This is a genomic window from Pseudomonas gingeri (assembly GCF_013386115.1).
GTDB classification, from domain to species: Bacteria; Pseudomonadota; Gammaproteobacteria; order Pseudomonadales; family Pseudomonadaceae; genus Aquipseudomonas; species Aquipseudomonas gingeri.
On sequence record NZ_JACAOR010000007.1, the window covers coordinates 133,599 to 150,897 of the forward strand.

The window sequence follows — 17,299 nt, forward strand, 5'->3', positions numbered from 1 at the left end:
GGCGTTCTCCAGATCGCTCCCCGACAATAAGGACGTGTTATGACCTCCGATCGCCTGGCCCGCCACAGCCGCCTACTGGCCTCCGCCACCTTGCTGCTGATCATTGCCATGCTGCTCGTCAATATCGCCTGCTGGTTCTATCCCAGCCTGGTCAGTGACTACGGCGTGGGTTTCAACCTCGGCTCGATGGCCACCGAGTACAACGTGAAAGTCGATGACATGCCGTGGTGGCAGGTCGCGGGCTGCATCCTGCTGTCGAGCATTCCGCTATTGATCCTGGCCCGCGGGCTGTTTGCCTTGCGCAGCCTGTTCCAGGCCTATAGCCAGGGCGATTACTTTTCCCCGGACTCCGCCGAACGGCTGGGCAGGATCGGCAGGAGTGTCGGTTTCTGGGTACTCGCCACGTTCCTGCTGGAACCGGCCCTGAGCGTGTGGATGACCTTCCTGTTGCCCGAGGGCGAGCGCATGCTGACCCTCGGCTTCAGTTCGGCACAGGTGGTGGCCCTGTTTCTCGCGGCCTCGATCATGCTGATCGCCAGAATCCTCTACAACGCCTGCTCGCTGGCCCGTGAAAACCAGCAGTTCGTCTAGGACAGCACCATGCCGATCGAAATCAAGCTCGATGTCATGCTCGCCCAGCGCAAGGTCAGGTCCAAGGATCTCGCGGCAGCCATCGGCATCACCGAACAGAATCTCTCGCTGTTGAAGCAGGGCAAGGTCAAGGGCTTCCGCCTGTCGACCCTGGAAGCGATCTGCAGCTTCCTCGATTGCCAGCCAGGTGACCTGCTCGCCTATCGGGCCACCCCGGAAGAAGCCGTGGCCGCCGTCCCACGGGACTCTTGATTTTCGGTAAAGAGTCCTTTTCCCCATCACCTATTTTTCTCAAAGATAGCGATGGGGATACTCCTGGTCATTCCCACTGTCATTCCAGGAGTCACCCATGTCTGTTCCCGCCTTCGGCCTCGGCACGTTCCGCCTGCAGGGCCAGGTCGTCATCGATTCGGTCAGCACCGGCCTCGAACTGGGCTACCGGGTCATCGATACCGCACAGATCTACGAGAACGAAGCCGAAGTCGGCCAGGCCATCGCCGCCAGCGGCGTGGCCCGTGACGAGCTGTTCATCACCAGCAAGATCTGGGTCGCCAATTTCGCCAGGGACGCGCTGATCCCCAGCCTCAAGGAAAGCCTGCGCAAGCTGGGCACCAATTACCTGGACCTGACGCTGATCCACTGGCCCTCGCCCGAGGACCAGGTACCGGTCGAGGAATTCATGGGCGCGCTGCTGGAAGCCAAGCAACTGGGCCTGACCCGCCAGATCGGCATTTCCAACTTCACCATCGACCTGATGAAACAGGCCATCGCCGCCGTCGGTGCCGACAACATCGCCACCAACCAGATCGAACTGCACCCCTACCTGCAAAACCGCAAGGTGGTGGAGTTCGCCCAGAGCCAGGGCATCCAGATCACCTCCTACATGACCCTGGCCTATGGCGAGGTACTGAAGGACCCGGTGATCCAGCAGATCGCCGCGCAACATCAGGCCACTGCGGCCCAGGTCACCCTGGCCTGGGCGATGCAGATGGGTTATGCGGTGATTCCGTCCTCGACCAGACGGGACAACCTCGCCAGCAACCTCAAGGCCCGCGAACTGCGCCTGAGCGACGCCGAGATGACCTTGATCGCCGGCCTGGAGCGCGGCCAGCGCCTGACCAGCCCCAAGGGCATCGCGCCAGACTGGGACTGATCGCCCCGCCCCCTCAGATCAGGTGGTTGCGCTTGGCGAACTCCGCCAGCGCGACCACCGACTTGAGGTTCAGCTTGTCGATCAGACGGGTCTTGTAGGTGCTGACGGTCTTGTCGCTCAGCAGCATCAACTCGCTGATCTCCTTGTTCTTCATGCCACGGGCGATATACCGCAGGATGCTCAGTTCCCGGTTGCTCAGGTTCTCGATCTGCCGTGACTCGGATTCATTGACGCTGGCGGCCGTGCGCCCACGGTCCTCCAGACGCGGGAAGAAGCTCTTGTTGAGCATCACCGCCCGCACCGCCAATTGCAGCTCGTCGAGCTCGGCGGTCTTCGACACATAGCCCAGGGCGCCGGCGCGCATGCAGCGTTCCGAATAGAACTCCGGCGATTGTTCGGTCAACACCACGATCTTGCTCGACAACCCCAGCGTGGTGATCCGGGTGATCACCTCGAGGCCGTCGAGCCGGGGAATGTTCAGGTCCATCACGATCAACTGCGGTTCGAGTTCCCGGGCCCGCTGCACCGCATCGACGCCGTTATCGGCCTCGGCCAGCACTTCAAAACCGAGCTTCTCCAGCAATATCTTGATCGCCAGGCGAACGAACGGGTGATCATCCACAATCAGTGCGTTACGCATCCGCAAATCCTTGAGAAGTACGCCGGCCACTGCTTGAGACGGGAACGTGCTTGCATCGATCAGTAAGGGAAGACAATCCAACCCCATAGAGTGTAGGAAACTTCCTGGAACTTGCCTTGGCGCACGGGCTCGATACCTCAGCCGTCGGCCGGATGGGGCACGCACTTTAGCGGGCGGTCCCGGCGAGATATGTAGGAATAATCCCAAGACTGTCCCGCCGGAACGGAAGATCGCGGCCGCCCGGCAGGAAGCCGGCAGGCCACGCGGGTCAGTCGGTGGTGCTCGGGCTCCAGAACGCCTGCTGGACCAGGCTCGATGTCGACAGGCGCGCCACCAGCGCATCCAGCTCGTCGCCGTCCACCGAGGTGATCGCCAGGGTCGCCTCGATTTCCACATCCTCGTCGCCGAACGGCCGCACCTCGACGTCACTGGCCGGGAAGTTGCTGCGTTCCAGCTCCTTTTCCAGCAACGACATCACGGTCTTCTGCTGGTCGCGACCGGCGATCAGATAGAGGATATAGGTGACCTCCGCCGACACCACATCCAGCGGCTGGCGGTTGATGTAGTTGACGATCGGCCGCAGCAGGGTGTTCGCCGCCAGCACGAACAGGGTCCCCAGGAGCGCCTCGAGGATCAGGTCGGCACCGGCGCAGGCACCGACCGCCGCCGAGGCCCAGAGCGTCGCCGCGGTGTTCAGGCCGCGGACATTGCCCTCTTCGCGCATGATCACCCCGGCGCCGAGGAAACCGATGCCGGAGACCACGTAGGCCACCACCCGTACCGCGCCCTCGGCGCCGCCGAGGCGGTTGGCCATGTCGACAAAGATCGCCGCGCCCACCGCCACCAGCACATTGGTGCGCAAACCGGCGGTGCGCTGGCGGTACTGGCGCTCGAAACCGATCAGGCCGCCAAGGATAAACGCGGCGCTGAGGCTGACCAGGGTGTCGACCAGCGAGTCGAGGTTGATGTTGTCGAGGGCCTGCATTCACTCACTCCTTGATCATGCTCCTGATTATTGCCAGCCGAACCTGCGGATATAGAACCCCTTCACCGCCTGCGTCAGCGCCATGTACGCCAGCAGGATCACCGGCAGGAACACGAAGTACAGCGACGGCAACGCCTGCAGCTTGAAGTAGTGCGCCAGCGGGCCCATCGGCAGGAAGATCCCCACCGCCATGATGATTGCCGTCATCGCCATCAGCGGCAGCGCCGCGCGGCTTTGCAGGAACGGAATCTTCGGCGTGCGGATCATGTGCACGATCAGCGTCTGGGTCAGCAGGCCGACCACGAACCAGCCCGACTGGAACAGGGTCTGGTGGTCCGGGGTATTGGCATCGAAGACATACCACATCAAGGCGAACGTGGTGATGTCAAAGATCGAACTGATCGGCCCGAAGAAGAACATGAAGCGACCGACATCCGCCGGCTGCCAGCGTTGCGGCTTACTCAGCATTTCCTGGTCGACATGGTCGAACGGAATGACGATCTGCGAGATGTCATACAGCAGGTTCTGCACCAGCAGGTGCATCGGCAGCATCGGCAGGAACGGGATAAAGGCACTGGCCACCAGCACCGAGAACACATTGCCGAAGTTCGAGCTGGCGGTCATCTTGATGTACTTGAGCATGTTGGCAAAGGTCCGGCGGCCTTCCAGCACGCCCTCCTCCAGCACCATCAGGCTCTTTTCCAGGAGGATGATATCCGCCGCTTCTTTGGCGATATCCACCGCGCTGTCCACCGAGATACCGATATCCGCGGTGCGCAGGGCCGGCGCGTCGTTGATGCCGTCGCCCATGAAGCCGACCACATGGCCGTTGGCCTTGAGCAGGCGGACGATGCGTTCCTTGTGGGACGGAGTCAGCCTGGCGAACACGTTGGTGGTCTCGATCGCCTTGGCCAGCTGCTTGTCGCTCATGCGCTCGATATCGTTGCCCATCAGCAGGCCCTGCTGCTCCAGGCCGACCTCGCGGCAGATCTTCGCCGTCACCCGTTCGTTGTCGCCGGTCAGCACCTTCACCGCCACGCCGTGTTCGGCCAGGGCGCGCAGGGCCGGTGCGGTGCTGTCCTTGGGCGGGTCGAGAAAGGCCACGTAGCCGATCAGGGTCAGGTCCTGTTCATCCGCCAGGCTGTAGATATCGCCACCGGCCTCCATGGCGCGCGCGGCCACGGCCACCACCCGCAGGCCTTCTTCGTTGAGCGCCGCGGTGACCTGGCGGATCCGCGCCAGCAGCGCGTCGGTCAACGGCTCCTCGGCATCGCCATGGCGCACCCGCGTGCACACCGCCAGCACTTCCTCGACCGCGCCCTTGCAGATCAGCAGGTGCGGATGGTCCTGCTCGACCACCACCACCGACATGCGCCGGCGGTTGAAGTCGAACGGGATCTCGTCGACCTTCTGGAACGCGGTGCCGACCTGCAGCTCGCGGTGCACTTCGACGTGTTCGAGCACGGCAACGTCCAGCAGGTTTTTCAGGCCGGTCTGGTAGTAGCTGTTGAGGTAGGCCATTTCCAGCACGTCCTCGGACTCTTCGCCCCAGACGTCGACATGCCGGGCCAGGAAGATCTTGTCCTGGGTCAGGGTGCCGGTCTTGTCGGTGCACAGCACGTCCATGGCGCCGAAGTTCTGGATCGCGTCCAGGCGCTTGACGATGACTTTCTTGCGCGACAGGAACACCGCGCCCTTGGCCAGGGTCGAGGTGACGATCATCGGCAGCATTTCCGGGATCAGGCCGACGGCGATGGACAACGCGAACAGCAGCGCCTCCATCCAGTCGCCCTTGGTGAAACCGTTGATGAACAGCACCAGTGGCGCCATCACGAACATGAAGCGGATCAGCAGCCAGCTGACCTTGTTGACCCCGTGCTGGAACGAGGTCGGCGCCCGGTCGGTGGCGCTGACGCGCTGGGCCAGGGCACCGAAGTAGGTGTTGTTGCCGGTGGTCAGGATCACGGCCGTGGCCGCGCCCGAGACCACGTTGGTGCCCATGAACAGGATATTGTCGAGGTCCAGCGGGTTGGTGGTGCTGGGGTCGATCTGCCGCGGGAATTTTTCCACGGGCATCGATTCGCCGGTCATCGCCGCCTGGCTGACGAACAGGTCCTTGGCCGTCAGCACCCGGCAATCGGCGGGAATCATGTCGCCGGCCGAGAGCACGATCAGGTCGCCGGGCACCAGTTGCCTGATCGGCAGCTCGATGCGCTGGGCGCCCTGGATCTGCACCGCGGCCCCGTGGAACCTGCCGAACACCGGCGAGGTGTCGGCGGCGAAATCGCGGCGCATGACCGTCGCGGTGTTGCTGACCATCGCCTTGAGCGCATCGGCGGCCTTGTTCGACTTGGCCTCCTGCCAGAAACGCAGCAGGGTCGAGAGCACCACCATGGAGAAAATCACCGTAGCCGCCTTCAGGTCATCGGTCAGCCAGGAGATCAGCGCCAGTAGGGTCAGCAGCAGGTTGAACGGATTCTTGTAGCAGTGCCACAGGTGGTTCCACCACGCCAGCGGCTGCTCGTGCTCGATCTCGTTGAGGCCGAACTTCTCGCGCAGGGCCTGGGCCTGGGCCTCGCTCAGGCCATCGGCATGGGCACCGAGGCGTTCCATCAGCCCGAGCGGATGGTCGTTGGCCGCCGTCGCCAGGGTCTGCGCCAGGGTCGGCGGGACCTCACGGCTGACGCTGGCGTCGGTGATGCTCTCGAACAGGGCCAGACGGCGGAAATGCCGGGCGAAATGCCGGGTCCGCAGGAAGCCGGCAAAGAATTCTTTCAACAGGGTGAGTTTCATGAATATCGCTTCTCGCTTTCGGGCGAGACAACGACAGGGAAGCTGCGCGTTATCTTGCCGAGACTGTGCCGGTCATGGAGACCGACCGCCTACTGCCACTCGAACAAGTGCCCACATGGGCCTCCGCGGGGGATGAAAACGCGCGAAGCTTACACTTCGTCATTTGCACGGGTAAACGGTAACGGCGTGTTTCACGGCGCTACCGAAAGATTCTTCAGGAAGGGTTCAGGTTGAGGGCGCGGGCCGCGTCATTCACGGTCCCACTGACGCATGCGCACGCGACAGTGTTTCATGGCATTGACGATATGTTTTTCCACCAGGCTGCGGGAAATGCCCAGGCGTTCGGCGATCTGCGGATGCGACAGGCCGTCGAGCTTGCGCAACAGGAAACTGTCGCGGCACAGGCTCGGCAACTCCGCCAGGGCCCGCTGCAACATGTCCAGGCGCAAACCATGGTCCAGCGAGGTTTGCGGGGAAGGACTGAAAAACCGCTCATCGCTGTCGAGCACTTCCAGCGACTCGTTCTGGCGCACGGCGTTGCGCCGATAGTCATCGATCACCAGGTTCAATGCCGTGCGATAGAGAAAGGCCCGCGGCTGTTCGATCGGCGTATCGCTGGAACGCTCCAGGACCCGCACATAGGCGTCATGCACCACGTCTTCGACACCATGACGATTGCCCATCTTGGCATTGAGGAAACACACCAGTTCGCGGTAGTAGTTTTCCAACATGACTCCTGTCCGCACAGTCGGCGGGAGCTGTCCTTGAAACCATCGACAAGGTCCGCGGCAAGGACGTCCCGATGATGTCAGTTTGAGGGGTCGTAATTTATAGTAATTCTCATATAGATTTAAAGTACCCCTGGGCAAAAGCCCGAAATGTTTCGAAAAAAAGCCCTGGGCAAAGGCTTAAATTACCGCGGCGAGCCCTCGTCTATTGGACAGCTTCCGTGTTTGTCGCCCGGCGACAACAAGCGCCGCCGGGCGAAACAGCCCCACCGGCGTGGCAACGGACCGACCTTCCACCGGCTGGAACCCTGCATGAAACGTCCCCGACGCACCCGACGCGCGCTGCTTGTCTCACTGTGCCTGATCCCTGTCGTTGCCTTCGCCGCCTGGCAGATCCTGCCGCCAGGGCGGGACAGGTTCGCCACCGTCACGGTGAACCGCGGCGATATAGAAAGCAGCGTGACCGCCCTCGGCACTCTGCAACCGCGCCGCTACGTCGACGTCGGCGCCCAGGCCTCCGGGCAGATCCACAAGATCCACGTTGAAGTCGGCGACCAGGTCAAGGAAGGCCAGTTGCTGGTGGAAATCGATCCGTCCACCCAGAAGGCCAAGCTGGACGCCGGGCGCTACTCCATCGAGAACCTCAAGGCCCAGCTCCAGGAACAACGTGCCCTGCACGACCTGGCCCGGCAGAAATACCAGCGCCAGCAGCAGCTCAATGCCGGCGGCGCGACCCGGGTCGAAGACGTGCAGAGCGCCCAGGCCGAAATGCGCACCACCCAGGCCCGCATCGACATGTTCCAGGCGCAGATTCTCCAGGCGCAGGCCAGCCTGCGCAGTGACGAGGCGGAACTGGGCTACACCCGTATCTACGCGCCCATGGCCGGCACGGTGGTCGCCCTCGACGCCCGGGAAGGCCAGACCCTCAATGCCCAGCAGCAGACCCCGCTGATCCTGCGCATCGCCAAGCTGTCGCCGATGACGGTCTGGGCCGAGGTTTCCGAGGCCGATATCGGTCACGTCAAGCCGGGCATGAACGCCTACTTCACCACCCTCAGCGGCGGCAACCGGCGCTGGAACAGCAGCGTGCGGCAGATTCTGCCGGTACCGCCCAAGCCGCTGGAGCAGACCAGCCAGAGCGGTGGCAGCCCCAACAGCAGCAGTAAAAGCGGGGCCGCCCGCGTGGTGCTCTATACCGTCCTGCTGGATGTCGACAATGCCGACCAGGCGCTGATGGCCGAGATGACCACCCAGGTCTTCTTCGTCGCCGACCGTGCGCAAAACGTCCTGACCGCGCCCATCGCCGCCCTGCAGGGCGGTGCGCAGCCCCATGTGCAGAGCGCACGCGTGGTCAACGCCAAGGGCGAGATCCAGACCCGCGAAGTCCGTACCGGCATCAGCGACCGCCTGCGCATCCAGATACTCGACGGACTGGTCGAAGGTGACCACCTGCTGATCGGTCCGGCTGTCGGTAGCGGAGGCTGAATGCAAACGCCACTGATCGACCTGCAGGACATCCGCAAATCCTATGGGGGAGACGATAGCCCGCTGGTGGAGGTGCTGCGAGGTATCGACCTGTCGATCCATGCCGGGGAGTTCGTCGCCATTGTCGGCGCCTCCGGCTCGGGCAAATCGACGTTGATGAACATCCTCGGCTGCCTCGACCGCCCGACCTCCGGCAGCTATCGCTTCGCTGGCGAGAACGTCGCCGAACTCGACAGCGACGAACTGGCCTGGCTGCGCCGTGAAGCCTTCGGCTTCGTGTTCCAGGGCTATCACCTGATTCCTTCCGGCTCGGCCCAGGAAAACGTCGAGATGCCGGCGATCTATGCCGGCACGCCCGCCGCCGAACGCCATGCCCGGGCCGCCGCCCTGCTCGACCGGCTGGGCCTGGCGAGCCGCAGCGGCAATCGTCCGCACCAGCTGTCCGGCGGCCAGCAACAACGGGTATCGATCGCCCGGGCCCTGATGAACGGCGGCCATATCATTCTCGCCGACGAACCCACCGGCGCCCTCGACAGCCACAGCGGCGCGGAAGTGATGACGCTGCTCGACGAACTGGCGAGCCAGGGTCATGTGGTGATCCTGATCACCCACGACCGGGAAGTCGCCGCCCGCGCCAAGCGCATCATCGAGATCCGCGACGGCCTGATCATCAGCGACACCGCGCGGCACAACCCCGAAGTCCAGCGCAGCGCCAACCCTTCCGCCCTGCAGGCCGTGGACCTGCGCCAACGCCTGAGCGACGGCAGCGAATACAGCGGCGCCTGGAAGAGCGAGTTGCTGGAGGCCGTGCAGGCAGCCTGGCGGGTGATGTGGATCAATCGCTTCCGCACCGCCCTGACCCTGCTCGGCATCGTCATCGGCGTCGCCTCGGTGGTGGTCATGCTGGCGGTCGGCGAAGGCAGCAAGCGCCAGGTCATCGCCCAGATGGGCGCCTTCGGCTCGAACATCATCTACCTCAGCGGCGCGCCCTCCACCCCGCGCGCGCCCCTGGGCATCATCACCCTCGACGACGTGGCCGCGCTGTCGGCCCTGCCCCAGGTGAAAATGATCATGCCCGTCAATGGCAATGACGCGGTGGTGCGTTTCGGCAGCCTCGACCACACCGCCTATGTCGGCGGCAACGACACCCAGTTCCCGGCGATCTTCAACTGGCCGGTGGTCGAGGGCAGCTACTTCACCCAGGCCGACGCCAGCGCCGGGGCCGCCGTGGCGGTGATCGGCCACAAGATTCGCGAAAAGCTGTTCAAGGACATCCCCGATCCCATCGGCCAGTACATCCTCATCGAGAACGTGCCGTTCCAGGTAATCGGCGTGCTCCAGGAAAAAGGCGCCACCTCCGGCGAGACCGACAGTGACGAACGGGTCGCGATTCCCTACTCCGCCGCCAGCACACGCCTGTTCGGCACGCGCAATCCGGAATATGTGGCGATCGCCACCAGCGACGGACGCAACGTCAAGGAGGCCGAGCAGGCCATCGACCAGGTGATGCTGCGCATGCACAACGGCCGGCGGGATTTTCGCCTGACCAACAACGCCGCGATGATCCAGGCCGAAGCCCGCACCCAGAACACCCTGTCGTTGATGCTCGGCTCGATTGCCGCCATTTCCCTGCTGGTCGGCGGCATCGGCGTGATGAACATCATGCTCATGACCGTGCGCGAACGTACCCGGGAAATCGGCATCCGCATGGCCACCGGAGCCCGCCAGCGGGACATCCTGCGCCAGTTCCTGACCGAGGCGGTGATGCTCTCGGTGGTCGGCGGCCTCGCGGGCGTGGTATTGGCCCTGGGGGTTGGCGGCGTGCTGCTGCTGGGCAAGGTCGCGGTGGCGTTCTCCCTCGCCGCCGTGGTCGGAGCCTTTGCCTGTGCCCTGGTCACCGGTGTCATCTTCGGCTTCATGCCTGCCCGCAAAGCTGCCCGGCTCGACCCGGTTACAGCCCTTACCAGTGAATGATCGATCTATGAAGCCGCAACTCTCCCTGCTCACGGTCTGCCTGCTGCTCAACGCCTGCAGCGGCGCGCCGCCAGGTTCCAACAGCGGCCTGGTGCCGCCGGCCAACTGGCAGTTCGAACAACAACGCAGCACGCAACAGGACACCCGTCACTGGTGGCGGCAATTCGGCAGCCCGGAGCTCGACCAGTTGATCGAGCAGGCCCGCCTCGGCAGCTACGATGTCGCCGCCGCCGTGGCCCGGGTCCGCCAGGCACAGGCCTCGGCCGTGATCGCCGGCGCGCCCCTGCTGCCGGAAGCCAAGCTGAGCCTCAATGCCAGCCGCAGCAAACTGCTGCACGGCAACGACAATGCCGACAGTGACAACAACAGCAAGAGTTTCGGTGCCAGTCTCAGCGCTAGCTACGAAGTGGATTTCTGGGGCGGCCTGGCCGCCGCCCGCGACAGCGCCCTGCAGAGCCTGCGCGCCAGTGAATTCGACCAGGCCACGGTGGAGCTGACCCTGCTGGGCGGCGTCGCCGATCAATACGCCCGGACCCTGTCCGCCCGTGAACAGGAGCGGATTGCCGGGTTGAACCTGATCAACGCGCAAAGCGTGCTCAGGCTGGTCCAGACCCGCTATGACTCGGGCTCTACCACCGCCCTGGAGCTGGCCCAGCAGAAAAGCCTGGTGGCCGCCCAGCAACGCCAGCTGCCGCTGATCCGGCAACAGGCCCGGGAGTCGCTGATCACCCTCGCGGCGCTGCTCGGCCAGCCGGTGCAGAACCTGAAGATCGGCACCCAGGCCTTTTCCAGCCTGAACTGGCCGGTGATCGGTTCGGGGGTTCCCAGCGAACTGCTGAGCCGGCGTCCCGACATTGCCAGGGCCGAAGCCCAACTGGCGGCGGCGCAGGCCGATGTCACCGTGGCCCGGGCGGCGATGTTGCCGAAACTGACCCTGGGAGCCAGCCTGGGCTCGGAATCGACCATCGCCTCCGAGGCCCTGCGCACGCCGTTCTACAACCTGACCGCCGGCCTGGTGGCGCCCATCTTCAACAACGGCCGGTTGCGGGCCGAACGAGACAAGGCCACGGCCCGCCAGGAGGAATTGCTGGAAACCTATCGCGGCTCGATCGTCAATGGCTTCGCCGATGTCGAAAAGGCCCTGAACAGCATCAGCGGCCTGGACCAGCAACGACGCTGGCAGGATGAGGAACTGCAGCAGGCCAGGACGGCCTTCGAGATCTCCCAGAGCCGCTACCAGGCCGGCGCCGCCGACCTGCTCACCGTGCTGGAAACCCAGCGCACGCTCTACGCCGCCCAGGACCTCAACGTACAGCTGCGCCTGTCCCGACTGCAGGCCAGTATCGAGCTGTACAAGGCGCTCGGGGGCGGCTGGCAGGCGCCCTGACGGGCAAGCCCCCCGCAAGCTTGAAATACCCGCCTTTGAGGAGCCGGCCTGCCCCGACAAGCCGGTTCCGACAGCGCCGCGACTTAGAACAAGCGGTCCTTGAACGACAGGTGACGGGCATACCAGGGACGTCGCGGAACCCGCCGCAACAGGTCGCCGACGCTTTTCTCCTCGGTAAAGGTGATCCGCAGCGCCAGCTTCATGGTTTCCGGATCCATCTCCACCGACTTGCCGACACTCAGGCCCGGCGTGGTGCTGCAACCATGGGTGCTCGGGCCGAGCCAGGGATCATCCACCTCGACCCAGCGTCCTGGTGCGAACCAGGGCACGCCATTGACCTCCAGGCGTGACACCTCGCCCGGATGAAAGCGCTCGTGGGCCCGAAACCAGTCTTCGATACGGTCATCGATCCAGCCGTGGAACAGCCAGAACACCGGGTTCACATGGGACGAGAACGGGTCGCCGAGAAAGTCGTTTTCCGGCTCGTACCAGCGCGGGGCAAAGTCCATGAACTCACGTGCCATCGGCACCGGCGCACTGTTGGAAGGATCACGGGCCACGGACGCCCAGCGCATGTGCAACCAGTCATGCAGGCCCAGTTCCAGCTCGGAACCGAACTGGCCCAGGGTCAACTTCGACAGGTAGCGCGGATCGCCGTACTGCGATTCCCATACCTGGAAATTGCTGTGGTAGGTCTCGGCACTCTTGATGTCGCCGACCCACTTGCTGTAGTCATCGTCATCCTCGGCCAGCCAGGTCGGCGGTACCGACCAGCCGTCGTGGTTGTCGAAGTACCGGGCGAAACCGGCCCGATCGCGTTCCAGCTCGGGCTGGGGCTGCGGGAAGCGGGTCCACGAGGGCAGCGCCTGGTACTGGCGCGCCGCCCGCAGCATGTGCCGGTGCATGAAGAAGAAGTCGATGCCCGAACCGTTGCGGTCCTTGCGTGGCCCCCGGGCATCCCGCTCCTTGTCCCGCGGACCGGGCTGCCAGCCGATCCCGCGCAAGCCGTTGCGCTTGTCTTCGGACAAGGTGTGCCATTTGTCTCGGGTGGCGTGCCAGAGCTGGTGAAACAGGCGGTGCTCGGGCGACACCAGCGAGGCCAGCAACGGCGCCCCGAGGGCGATCCGCTCACGGGCCTCGGGGAAGACCTGCTTGCTGGCGACAAGACGATTATCCAGTTGCCGCGACGCCAGCGGGCGGTCGAGACGATCGATACGACCGCTGAGCGTGCCGGTGCCGGCATTGCCATAAGTGGCCCAGACTTCATCCAGGGTCAGGCTGAGCTCGTACTCGGGGATGTCCTGCCCGACACGGATCAGACGCCAGAACAGGCGAGCTCCGTCGGCGACCGCCAGATCGCCCAGCAGGCGAAAGCGCGGTTCGGCGTCACTACGCAGGGCCTCGGCGGTATCGATGAAACCGCGTACCCCCCGCCCCCGCGGGGCAATATCGACAAACAGTTCCAGGCCCTTGAGCGGCAAACCGTCAAGACCGCCATCGCGCCCCTCGAAACGCAGGTTCCAGACCCCGCGCAACTGGTTGGCCAGGCGCTGGCCGGCGGTGTCGGGCAGATCGACCGTGGCCTCGCCCGGGGTAATCGGGTCATCCTCCCGCGTCAGTTCACGGTGCGCATAATAAGCCGCGGGGATGGCGGCGCCGGTCAGCGCCAGGCCCGCTATGAACCCTCGTCGAGAAATCGTCATCGCCCTACCTGTGTCAGCCCTGAAGCAGGCTTTATCCAAGCTAGAACGTTGCACCCGCGGGGAAATTTAGCCCGCGACAGGCCACCCGGGGCCTAAATTGCGTGCCCCTCCACTCGTTCTTCCCAGATAGCGAAGGCCCTTGTGCCTGCCTGTGACCTGCGAACCAGAATGAGATGGCAATGACAAAACCGCGTTCGAAAAAGGCTCTCTATATCGGCCTGCCCCTGGCCCTGGCCATTTCCGCTGCGGCGGCCTACCTGACCTGGGACTACTGGCCCAATCCGGGTTACTCGCTCAAGGTCATGAAACAGGCGGACGAACTCCAGGACCGGATCATTTCCTTCGACAGCCACATCACCGTGCCCCTGACCTTCGGCACCGAAGGCCGCGAGGCCGACAAGGACGGTTCCGGCCAGTTCGACCTGGTGAAGGCCGCTCGCGGGCGCCTGTCGGGCGCGGCACTGACGGTGTTCGGCTGGCCGGAAATCTGGAACGGGCCGAATGCGCCACACCGTCCGACGGCGGGCTTCGTCGACGAGGCGCGCAAGCAGCAGGAAGTGCGCTACAAGATCATCACCGGCATGGTCCGCGATTTTCCCAACCAGGTAGGGATCGCCTATACCCCCGACGACATGCGGCGCCTGCACGGCGAAGGCAAGTTCGCGATATTCATCAGCATGCTCAATGCCTATCCGCTGGGCCATGACCTCGACCTGCTGGACACCTGGACCGCGCGCGGCATGCGCATGTTCGGCTTCAGTTATGTCGGCAATAACGACTGGGCCGATTCCTCGCGCCCGCTGCCGTTCCTCAACGATACCCCCGACGCCCTCGACGGCCTGTCCGATATCGGCAAGCAGGCCGTGCACCGCCTCAACGACCTCGGGGTGATCATCGATGTCTCGCAGATGTCGACCAGGGGCCTGGAGCAGGTCAGCCAGTTGAGCCGCACGCCGATGGTCGCCTCGCATTCGGCGCCACGGGCCCTGGTGGATATCCCGCGCAACCTCAGCGACAAGGAAATGCAACTGATCAAGAACAGCGGCGGCGTGGTCCAGATCGTCGCCTTCCCGGCCTATCTGCGCCCACTGAGCCAACCCACCCAGGACAAGCTCAATGCCCTGCGCAAGCGCTTCGACCTGCCGCCACTGCCCAACCTGGCCATGGCCCTGATGCCCGGCGATCCGATCATCACCGTCTGGCCCGAGCAACGCTTCGGCGAGTACGCCAGCGCGCTCTACGCCATTCTCGACCAGGAGCCCAAGGCTGACCTCAAGGACTTCGGCAATGCCATCGACTACGCCGTGAAGAAGATCGGCATCGACCATGTGGGCATCAGCTCCGACTTCAACGACGGCGGCGGCATCGACGGCTTCAAGGATGTCAGCGAGGCCCGCAACGTGACCGCCGAGCTGCTTGAGCGCGGCTACTCCGAGGCCGATATCGCCAAGCTCTGGGGCGGCAACTTCCTGCGGGTCTGGGACGAGGTGCAAAAGGCCGCCAGACGCTGATCTCGAGATCGCCGCAAAGGTGGCGGGCAGGCTTGCCCACCCGCCGCCCAACCACCCTGACAGCTCAAGTGAACGCTCCCATGACTGACCGCAGAACCTTTCTCAAACAGGCCGGTGTACTCGCCGCCAGCCTGCCACTCGGTGTGAGCCTGACAGCCCGGGCGGCCAGCACGCCGCCCCTGCCCCGAGACAAATGGGCACAGCTGCGCCTGCTGTTCGACCAGGATCCCGACTACCTGCACTTCTCCAACTTCCTGGTCACCTCCCACCCCAAGCCGGTGCGTGACGCCATCGAACTGCACCGCGCGGCACTCGACCGCAACCCCGGCCTGGCGATGGACTGGGACCTGGAGGAAACCTGGAAGCGCGAAGGCCAGGTCCGGCTCGCCGCCGGCCGCTACCTGAAGGCCAGGCCGGGGCAGATCGCCCTGACCGGCAGCACCACCGAAGGCCTGGCGATGATCTACGGCGGCATTCATGTGCGTCCCGACCAGGAAATCCTCACCACCGAGCACGAGCACTACTCGACCCGCAACATCCTGCGGTTGCGCACCGAACGCGAAGGCACCCAGGTGCGCAAGATCAGCCTGTTCAAGGACGCCCACCAGGTCTCGGCCGATGAAGTGCTCGGCAACATCGCCCGCGCGATCAAGCCGCAAACCCGTGTCCTGGGCATGACCTGGGTGCAGTCGGGCAGCGGCGTCAAGCTGCCGATCGGCGAGATCGGCAAGCTGGTGGCCGAACAGAACCGCAACCGCGACGACAAGGACAGAATCCTCTACGTGGTCGACGGCGTGCATGGCTTTGGCGTGGACAACCTCGACTTCCCGGACATGCACTGCGACTTCTTCATCGCCGGCACCCACAAGTGGATGTTCGGCCCGCGCGGTACCGGGATCGTCTGCGCCCGCTCGGAAGAAGTACGCGACGTCACGCCCCTGGAACCGACCTTCTCCGAAGACACCAACTTCGCCACCTCCATGAGCCCCGGCGGCTATCACGCCTTCGAACACCGCTGGGCCCTGGACAAGGCTTTCGACTTGCACATGGAACTGGGCAAGGCCGATGTCCAGGCGCGGATCCATGCCCTCAACAGCGACCTCAAGCAGCGCCTGCAAGCCGATTCGCGGATCGAGCTGGTGACGCCCATGAGCCCCGAACTGTCAGCCGGCTTCAGCTTCTTCCGGGTCAAGGGCCAGGACAGCGACAAGGTCGCCGCCTACCTGATGAAGAACAAGGTGGTGGTCGACGCGGTGGATCGCGATGTCGGGCCGGTCGTGCGCACGGCGCCGGGCCTGCTCAATACCGAAGCCGAGCTTGATCGCTTCATGACCCTGCTCGGCAAACAGTCATGAGCACCGCGCCCCCCCGACACCTTCAGACTTCTGTTCCTTGCCTGCGAGAAATCCGATGAAATCCAACCTGCTCACTGTCCGGCCTCGCGCCTGCCTCTGGTCCGCCCTGACCCTCGGTACCCTGCTCGGCGCCTGGCTGCCGGGCGTCACGCTCGCCGCCACCGCGCCACTGCCGGGCAAGGTGTTCAAGGACTGCAAGGACTGCCCGGAAATGGTCGTGCTGCCGGCCGGCACCTACACCATGGGCTCGCCCGAGGACGAACTCGGTCGCGAGCCGGACGAGGGGCCGATGCACGAAGTCACGTTCAAGAAGGCCTTCGCCATCAGCCGTTTCCAGGTGCTGAGCGGCGAGTGGAACGCCTACATCCGCAGTTCGGGCTACAAGATGCCCGACGGCGATGACCGGCCCGGCCGCGAATGCCTCGCCGGCCAGCCGCGCTATCCCATGAGCGACCGCCAGCCGGCGGTGTGCATGGATTTCCACGAAGCCCAGGCCTACACCGAGTGGCTCTCGAAAAAGACCGGCAAGGCCTATCACCTGGTCAGCGAAGCCGAGCGCGAATATGCCGTGCGCGGTGGCAGCACGGGGCCGTTCCCCTTCCCGTTCGATGAAGGCAAGGAATACAGCATCGCCAAGCACGCCAACACCTACGGTCCGGCGGACGGCTTCAGCTACACCTCGCCGGCCGGCAGCTTCCCGCCCAACGCCTTCGGTGTCTACGACGGCCACGGCAATGTCTGGGAATGGACCGCCGACTGCTATGTCGACACCTACAAAGGCGCCCCGACCGATGGCAGCCCGCGACTCGACAGCCAGGAATGCGAGGAGCGCCGTTCGATTCGCGGCAATGACTGGACCGAAGCGCCGATCTTTTCCCGTTCCGGCAACCGCAACGAACGCAGCGCGATCACCCGCGGCGACTGGCTGGGCTTTCGGGTTGCCCGCGAGCTCTGACGCTAAATCACGGCCAGACCCTCTCGTCCTTTAAGAGAT

14 protein-coding genes are annotated in these 17,299 nt (G+C 64.4%); 9 read left to right on the plus strand and 5 right to left on the minus strand.

Annotation, left to right across the window (positions count from 1 at the left end; translation table 11 throughout):
* Window positions 1-39 precede the first annotated feature (39 nt).
* The 3 genes from HX881_RS13235 to dkgB all read left to right on the plus strand — a co-directional run bounded on the left by HX881_RS13235 (window position 40) and on the right by dkgB (window position 1,744).
* Complete coding sequence (locus tag HX881_RS13235) at window positions 40-591, plus strand: DUF2975 domain-containing protein (RefSeq protein WP_177084896.1); 552 nt, start codon at window positions 40-42, stop codon at window positions 589-591.
* Between the two features lie 9 nt (window positions 592-600).
* Entirely contained in the window at window positions 601-843 is a 243-nt protein-coding gene (locus tag HX881_RS13240; protein ID WP_017125761.1) for a helix-turn-helix domain-containing protein, read from the plus strand.
* Window positions 844-940: 97 nt separating this feature from the next.
* Entirely contained in the window at window positions 941-1,744 is an 804-nt protein-coding gene (gene dkgB / locus HX881_RS13245; RefSeq protein WP_177084898.1) for a 2,5-didehydrogluconate reductase DkgB, read from the plus strand.
* Between the two features lie 13 nt (window positions 1,745-1,757).
* On the opposite strand, the gene HX881_RS13250 is transcribed toward dkgB, so the two are convergent.
* The 4 genes from HX881_RS13250 to HX881_RS13265 form a co-directional block, all read right to left on the minus strand.
* Complete coding sequence (locus HX881_RS13250) at window positions 1,758-2,384, minus strand: response regulator transcription factor (protein ID WP_017125759.1); 627 nt, start codon at window positions 2,382-2,384, stop codon at window positions 1,758-1,760.
* Window positions 2,385-2,652: 268 nt separating this feature from the next.
* Entirely contained in the window at window positions 2,653-3,369 is a 717-nt protein-coding gene (locus tag HX881_RS13255; protein ID WP_017125758.1) for an MgtC/SapB family protein, read from the minus strand.
* 27 nt (window positions 3,370-3,396) lie between these two features.
* Window positions 3,397-6,162, minus strand: a complete 2,766-nt coding sequence (gene mgtA, locus HX881_RS13260) for a magnesium-translocating P-type ATPase (protein ID WP_177084900.1) — start codon at window positions 6,160-6,162, stop codon at window positions 3,397-3,399.
* A gap of 248 nt (window positions 6,163-6,410) precedes the next feature.
* Window positions 6,411-6,893, minus strand: coding sequence for a sigma-70 family RNA polymerase sigma factor (locus tag HX881_RS13265; RefSeq protein ID WP_017125756.1), 483 nt, complete (start codon window positions 6,891-6,893; stop codon window positions 6,411-6,413).
* Window positions 6,894-7,202: 309 nt separating this feature from the next.
* On the opposite strand from HX881_RS13265, the gene HX881_RS13270 reads away from it, so the two are divergent.
* Genes HX881_RS13270 through HX881_RS13280 form a run of 3 tightly spaced genes read left to right on the plus strand, consistent with a single transcriptional unit; the run spans window position 7,203 to window position 11,736 of the window.
* Window positions 7,203-8,375, plus strand: a complete 1,173-nt coding sequence (locus HX881_RS13270; RefSeq protein WP_177084902.1) for an efflux RND transporter periplasmic adaptor subunit — start codon at window positions 7,203-7,205, stop codon at window positions 8,373-8,375.
* Window positions 8,376-10,349 carry a MacB family efflux pump subunit gene (locus tag HX881_RS13275; protein WP_017125754.1) on the plus strand — a complete coding sequence of 658 codons (1,974 nt, stop codon included), beginning with the start codon at window positions 8,376-8,378 and terminating at the stop codon, window positions 10,347-10,349.
* A gap of 7 nt (window positions 10,350-10,356) precedes the next feature.
* Window positions 10,357-11,736: an efflux transporter outer membrane subunit gene (locus HX881_RS13280; protein ID WP_177084904.1), complete on the plus strand. Its 1,380-nt coding sequence runs from the start codon at window positions 10,357-10,359 to the stop codon at window positions 11,734-11,736.
* An 83-nt stretch (window positions 11,737-11,819) separates the two neighbouring features.
* Here HX881_RS13280 and pvdP read toward each other — a convergent pair whose 3' ends face one another.
* Window positions 11,820-13,439 carry a pyoverdine maturation tyrosinase PvdP gene (gene pvdP, locus HX881_RS13285; protein WP_177084906.1) on the minus strand — a complete coding sequence of 540 codons (1,620 nt, stop codon included), beginning with the start codon at window positions 13,437-13,439 and terminating at the stop codon, window positions 11,820-11,822.
* A 179-nt stretch (window positions 13,440-13,618) separates the two neighbouring features.
* Between pvdP and pvdM the strand changes: the two genes are divergently transcribed.
* The 3 genes from pvdM to pvdO all read left to right on the plus strand — a co-directional run bounded on the left by pvdM (window position 13,619) and on the right by pvdO (window position 17,260).
* Window positions 13,619-14,950: a pyoverdine-tailoring dipeptidase-like protein PvdM gene (gene pvdM / locus HX881_RS13290; RefSeq protein ID WP_017125751.1), complete on the plus strand. Its 1,332-nt coding sequence runs from the start codon at window positions 13,619-13,621 to the stop codon at window positions 14,948-14,950.
* Window positions 14,951-15,030: 80 nt separating this feature from the next.
* Complete coding sequence (gene pvdN, locus HX881_RS13295) at window positions 15,031-16,305, plus strand: pyoverdine-tailoring periplasmic protein PvdN (protein ID WP_017125750.1); 1,275 nt, start codon at window positions 15,031-15,033, stop codon at window positions 16,303-16,305.
* A 55-nt stretch (window positions 16,306-16,360) separates the two neighbouring features.
* Window positions 16,361-17,260 carry a dihydropyoverdine dehydrogenase gene (gene pvdO / locus HX881_RS13300; RefSeq protein ID WP_017125749.1) on the plus strand — a complete coding sequence of 300 codons (900 nt, stop codon included), beginning with the start codon at window positions 16,361-16,363 and terminating at the stop codon, window positions 17,258-17,260.
* Window positions 17,261-17,299 lie beyond the last annotated feature (39 nt).

What these genes read in the sequence shown, in the direction of transcription:
- HX881_RS13280 (WP_177084904.1), top strand. Translation starts at nt 10,357, where the DNA reads ATGAAGCCGCAACTCTCCCTGCTCACGGTCTGCCTGCTGCTCAACGCC.
- HX881_RS13250 (WP_017125759.1), bottom strand. Translation starts at nt 2,384, where the DNA reads ATGCGTAACGCACTGATTGTGGATGATCACCCGTTCGTTCGCCTGGCG.
- HX881_RS13265 (WP_017125756.1), bottom strand. Translation starts at nt 6,893, where the DNA reads ATGTTGGAAAACTACTACCGCGAACTGGTGTGTTTCCTCAATGCCAAG.
- pvdN (WP_017125750.1), top strand. Translation starts at nt 15,031, where the DNA reads ATGACTGACCGCAGAACCTTTCTCAAACAGGCCGGTGTACTCGCCGCC.
- pvdP (WP_177084906.1), bottom strand. Translation starts at nt 13,439, where the DNA reads ATGACGATTTCTCGACGAGGGTTCATAGCGGGCCTGGCGCTGACCGGC.
- HX881_RS13255 (WP_017125758.1), bottom strand. Translation starts at nt 3,369, where the DNA reads ATGCAGGCCCTCGACAACATCAACCTCGACTCGCTGGTCGACACCCTG.
- mgtA (WP_177084900.1), bottom strand. Translation starts at nt 6,162, where the DNA reads ATGAAACTCACCCTGTTGAAAGAATTCTTTGCCGGCTTCCTGCGGACC.
- HX881_RS13270 (WP_177084902.1), top strand. Translation starts at nt 7,203, where the DNA reads ATGAAACGTCCCCGACGCACCCGACGCGCGCTGCTTGTCTCACTGTGC.
- HX881_RS13275 (WP_017125754.1), top strand. Translation starts at nt 8,376, where the DNA reads ATGCAAACGCCACTGATCGACCTGCAGGACATCCGCAAATCCTATGGG.
- HX881_RS13240 (WP_017125761.1), top strand. Translation starts at nt 601, where the DNA reads ATGCCGATCGAAATCAAGCTCGATGTCATGCTCGCCCAGCGCAAGGTC.
- pvdM (WP_017125751.1), top strand. Translation starts at nt 13,619, where the DNA reads ATGACAAAACCGCGTTCGAAAAAGGCTCTCTATATCGGCCTGCCCCTG.
- dkgB (WP_177084898.1), top strand. Translation starts at nt 941, where the DNA reads ATGTCTGTTCCCGCCTTCGGCCTCGGCACGTTCCGCCTGCAGGGCCAG.
- pvdO (WP_017125749.1), top strand. Translation starts at nt 16,361, where the DNA reads ATGAAATCCAACCTGCTCACTGTCCGGCCTCGCGCCTGCCTCTGGTCC.
- HX881_RS13235 (WP_177084896.1), top strand. Translation starts at nt 40, where the DNA reads ATGACCTCCGATCGCCTGGCCCGCCACAGCCGCCTACTGGCCTCCGCC.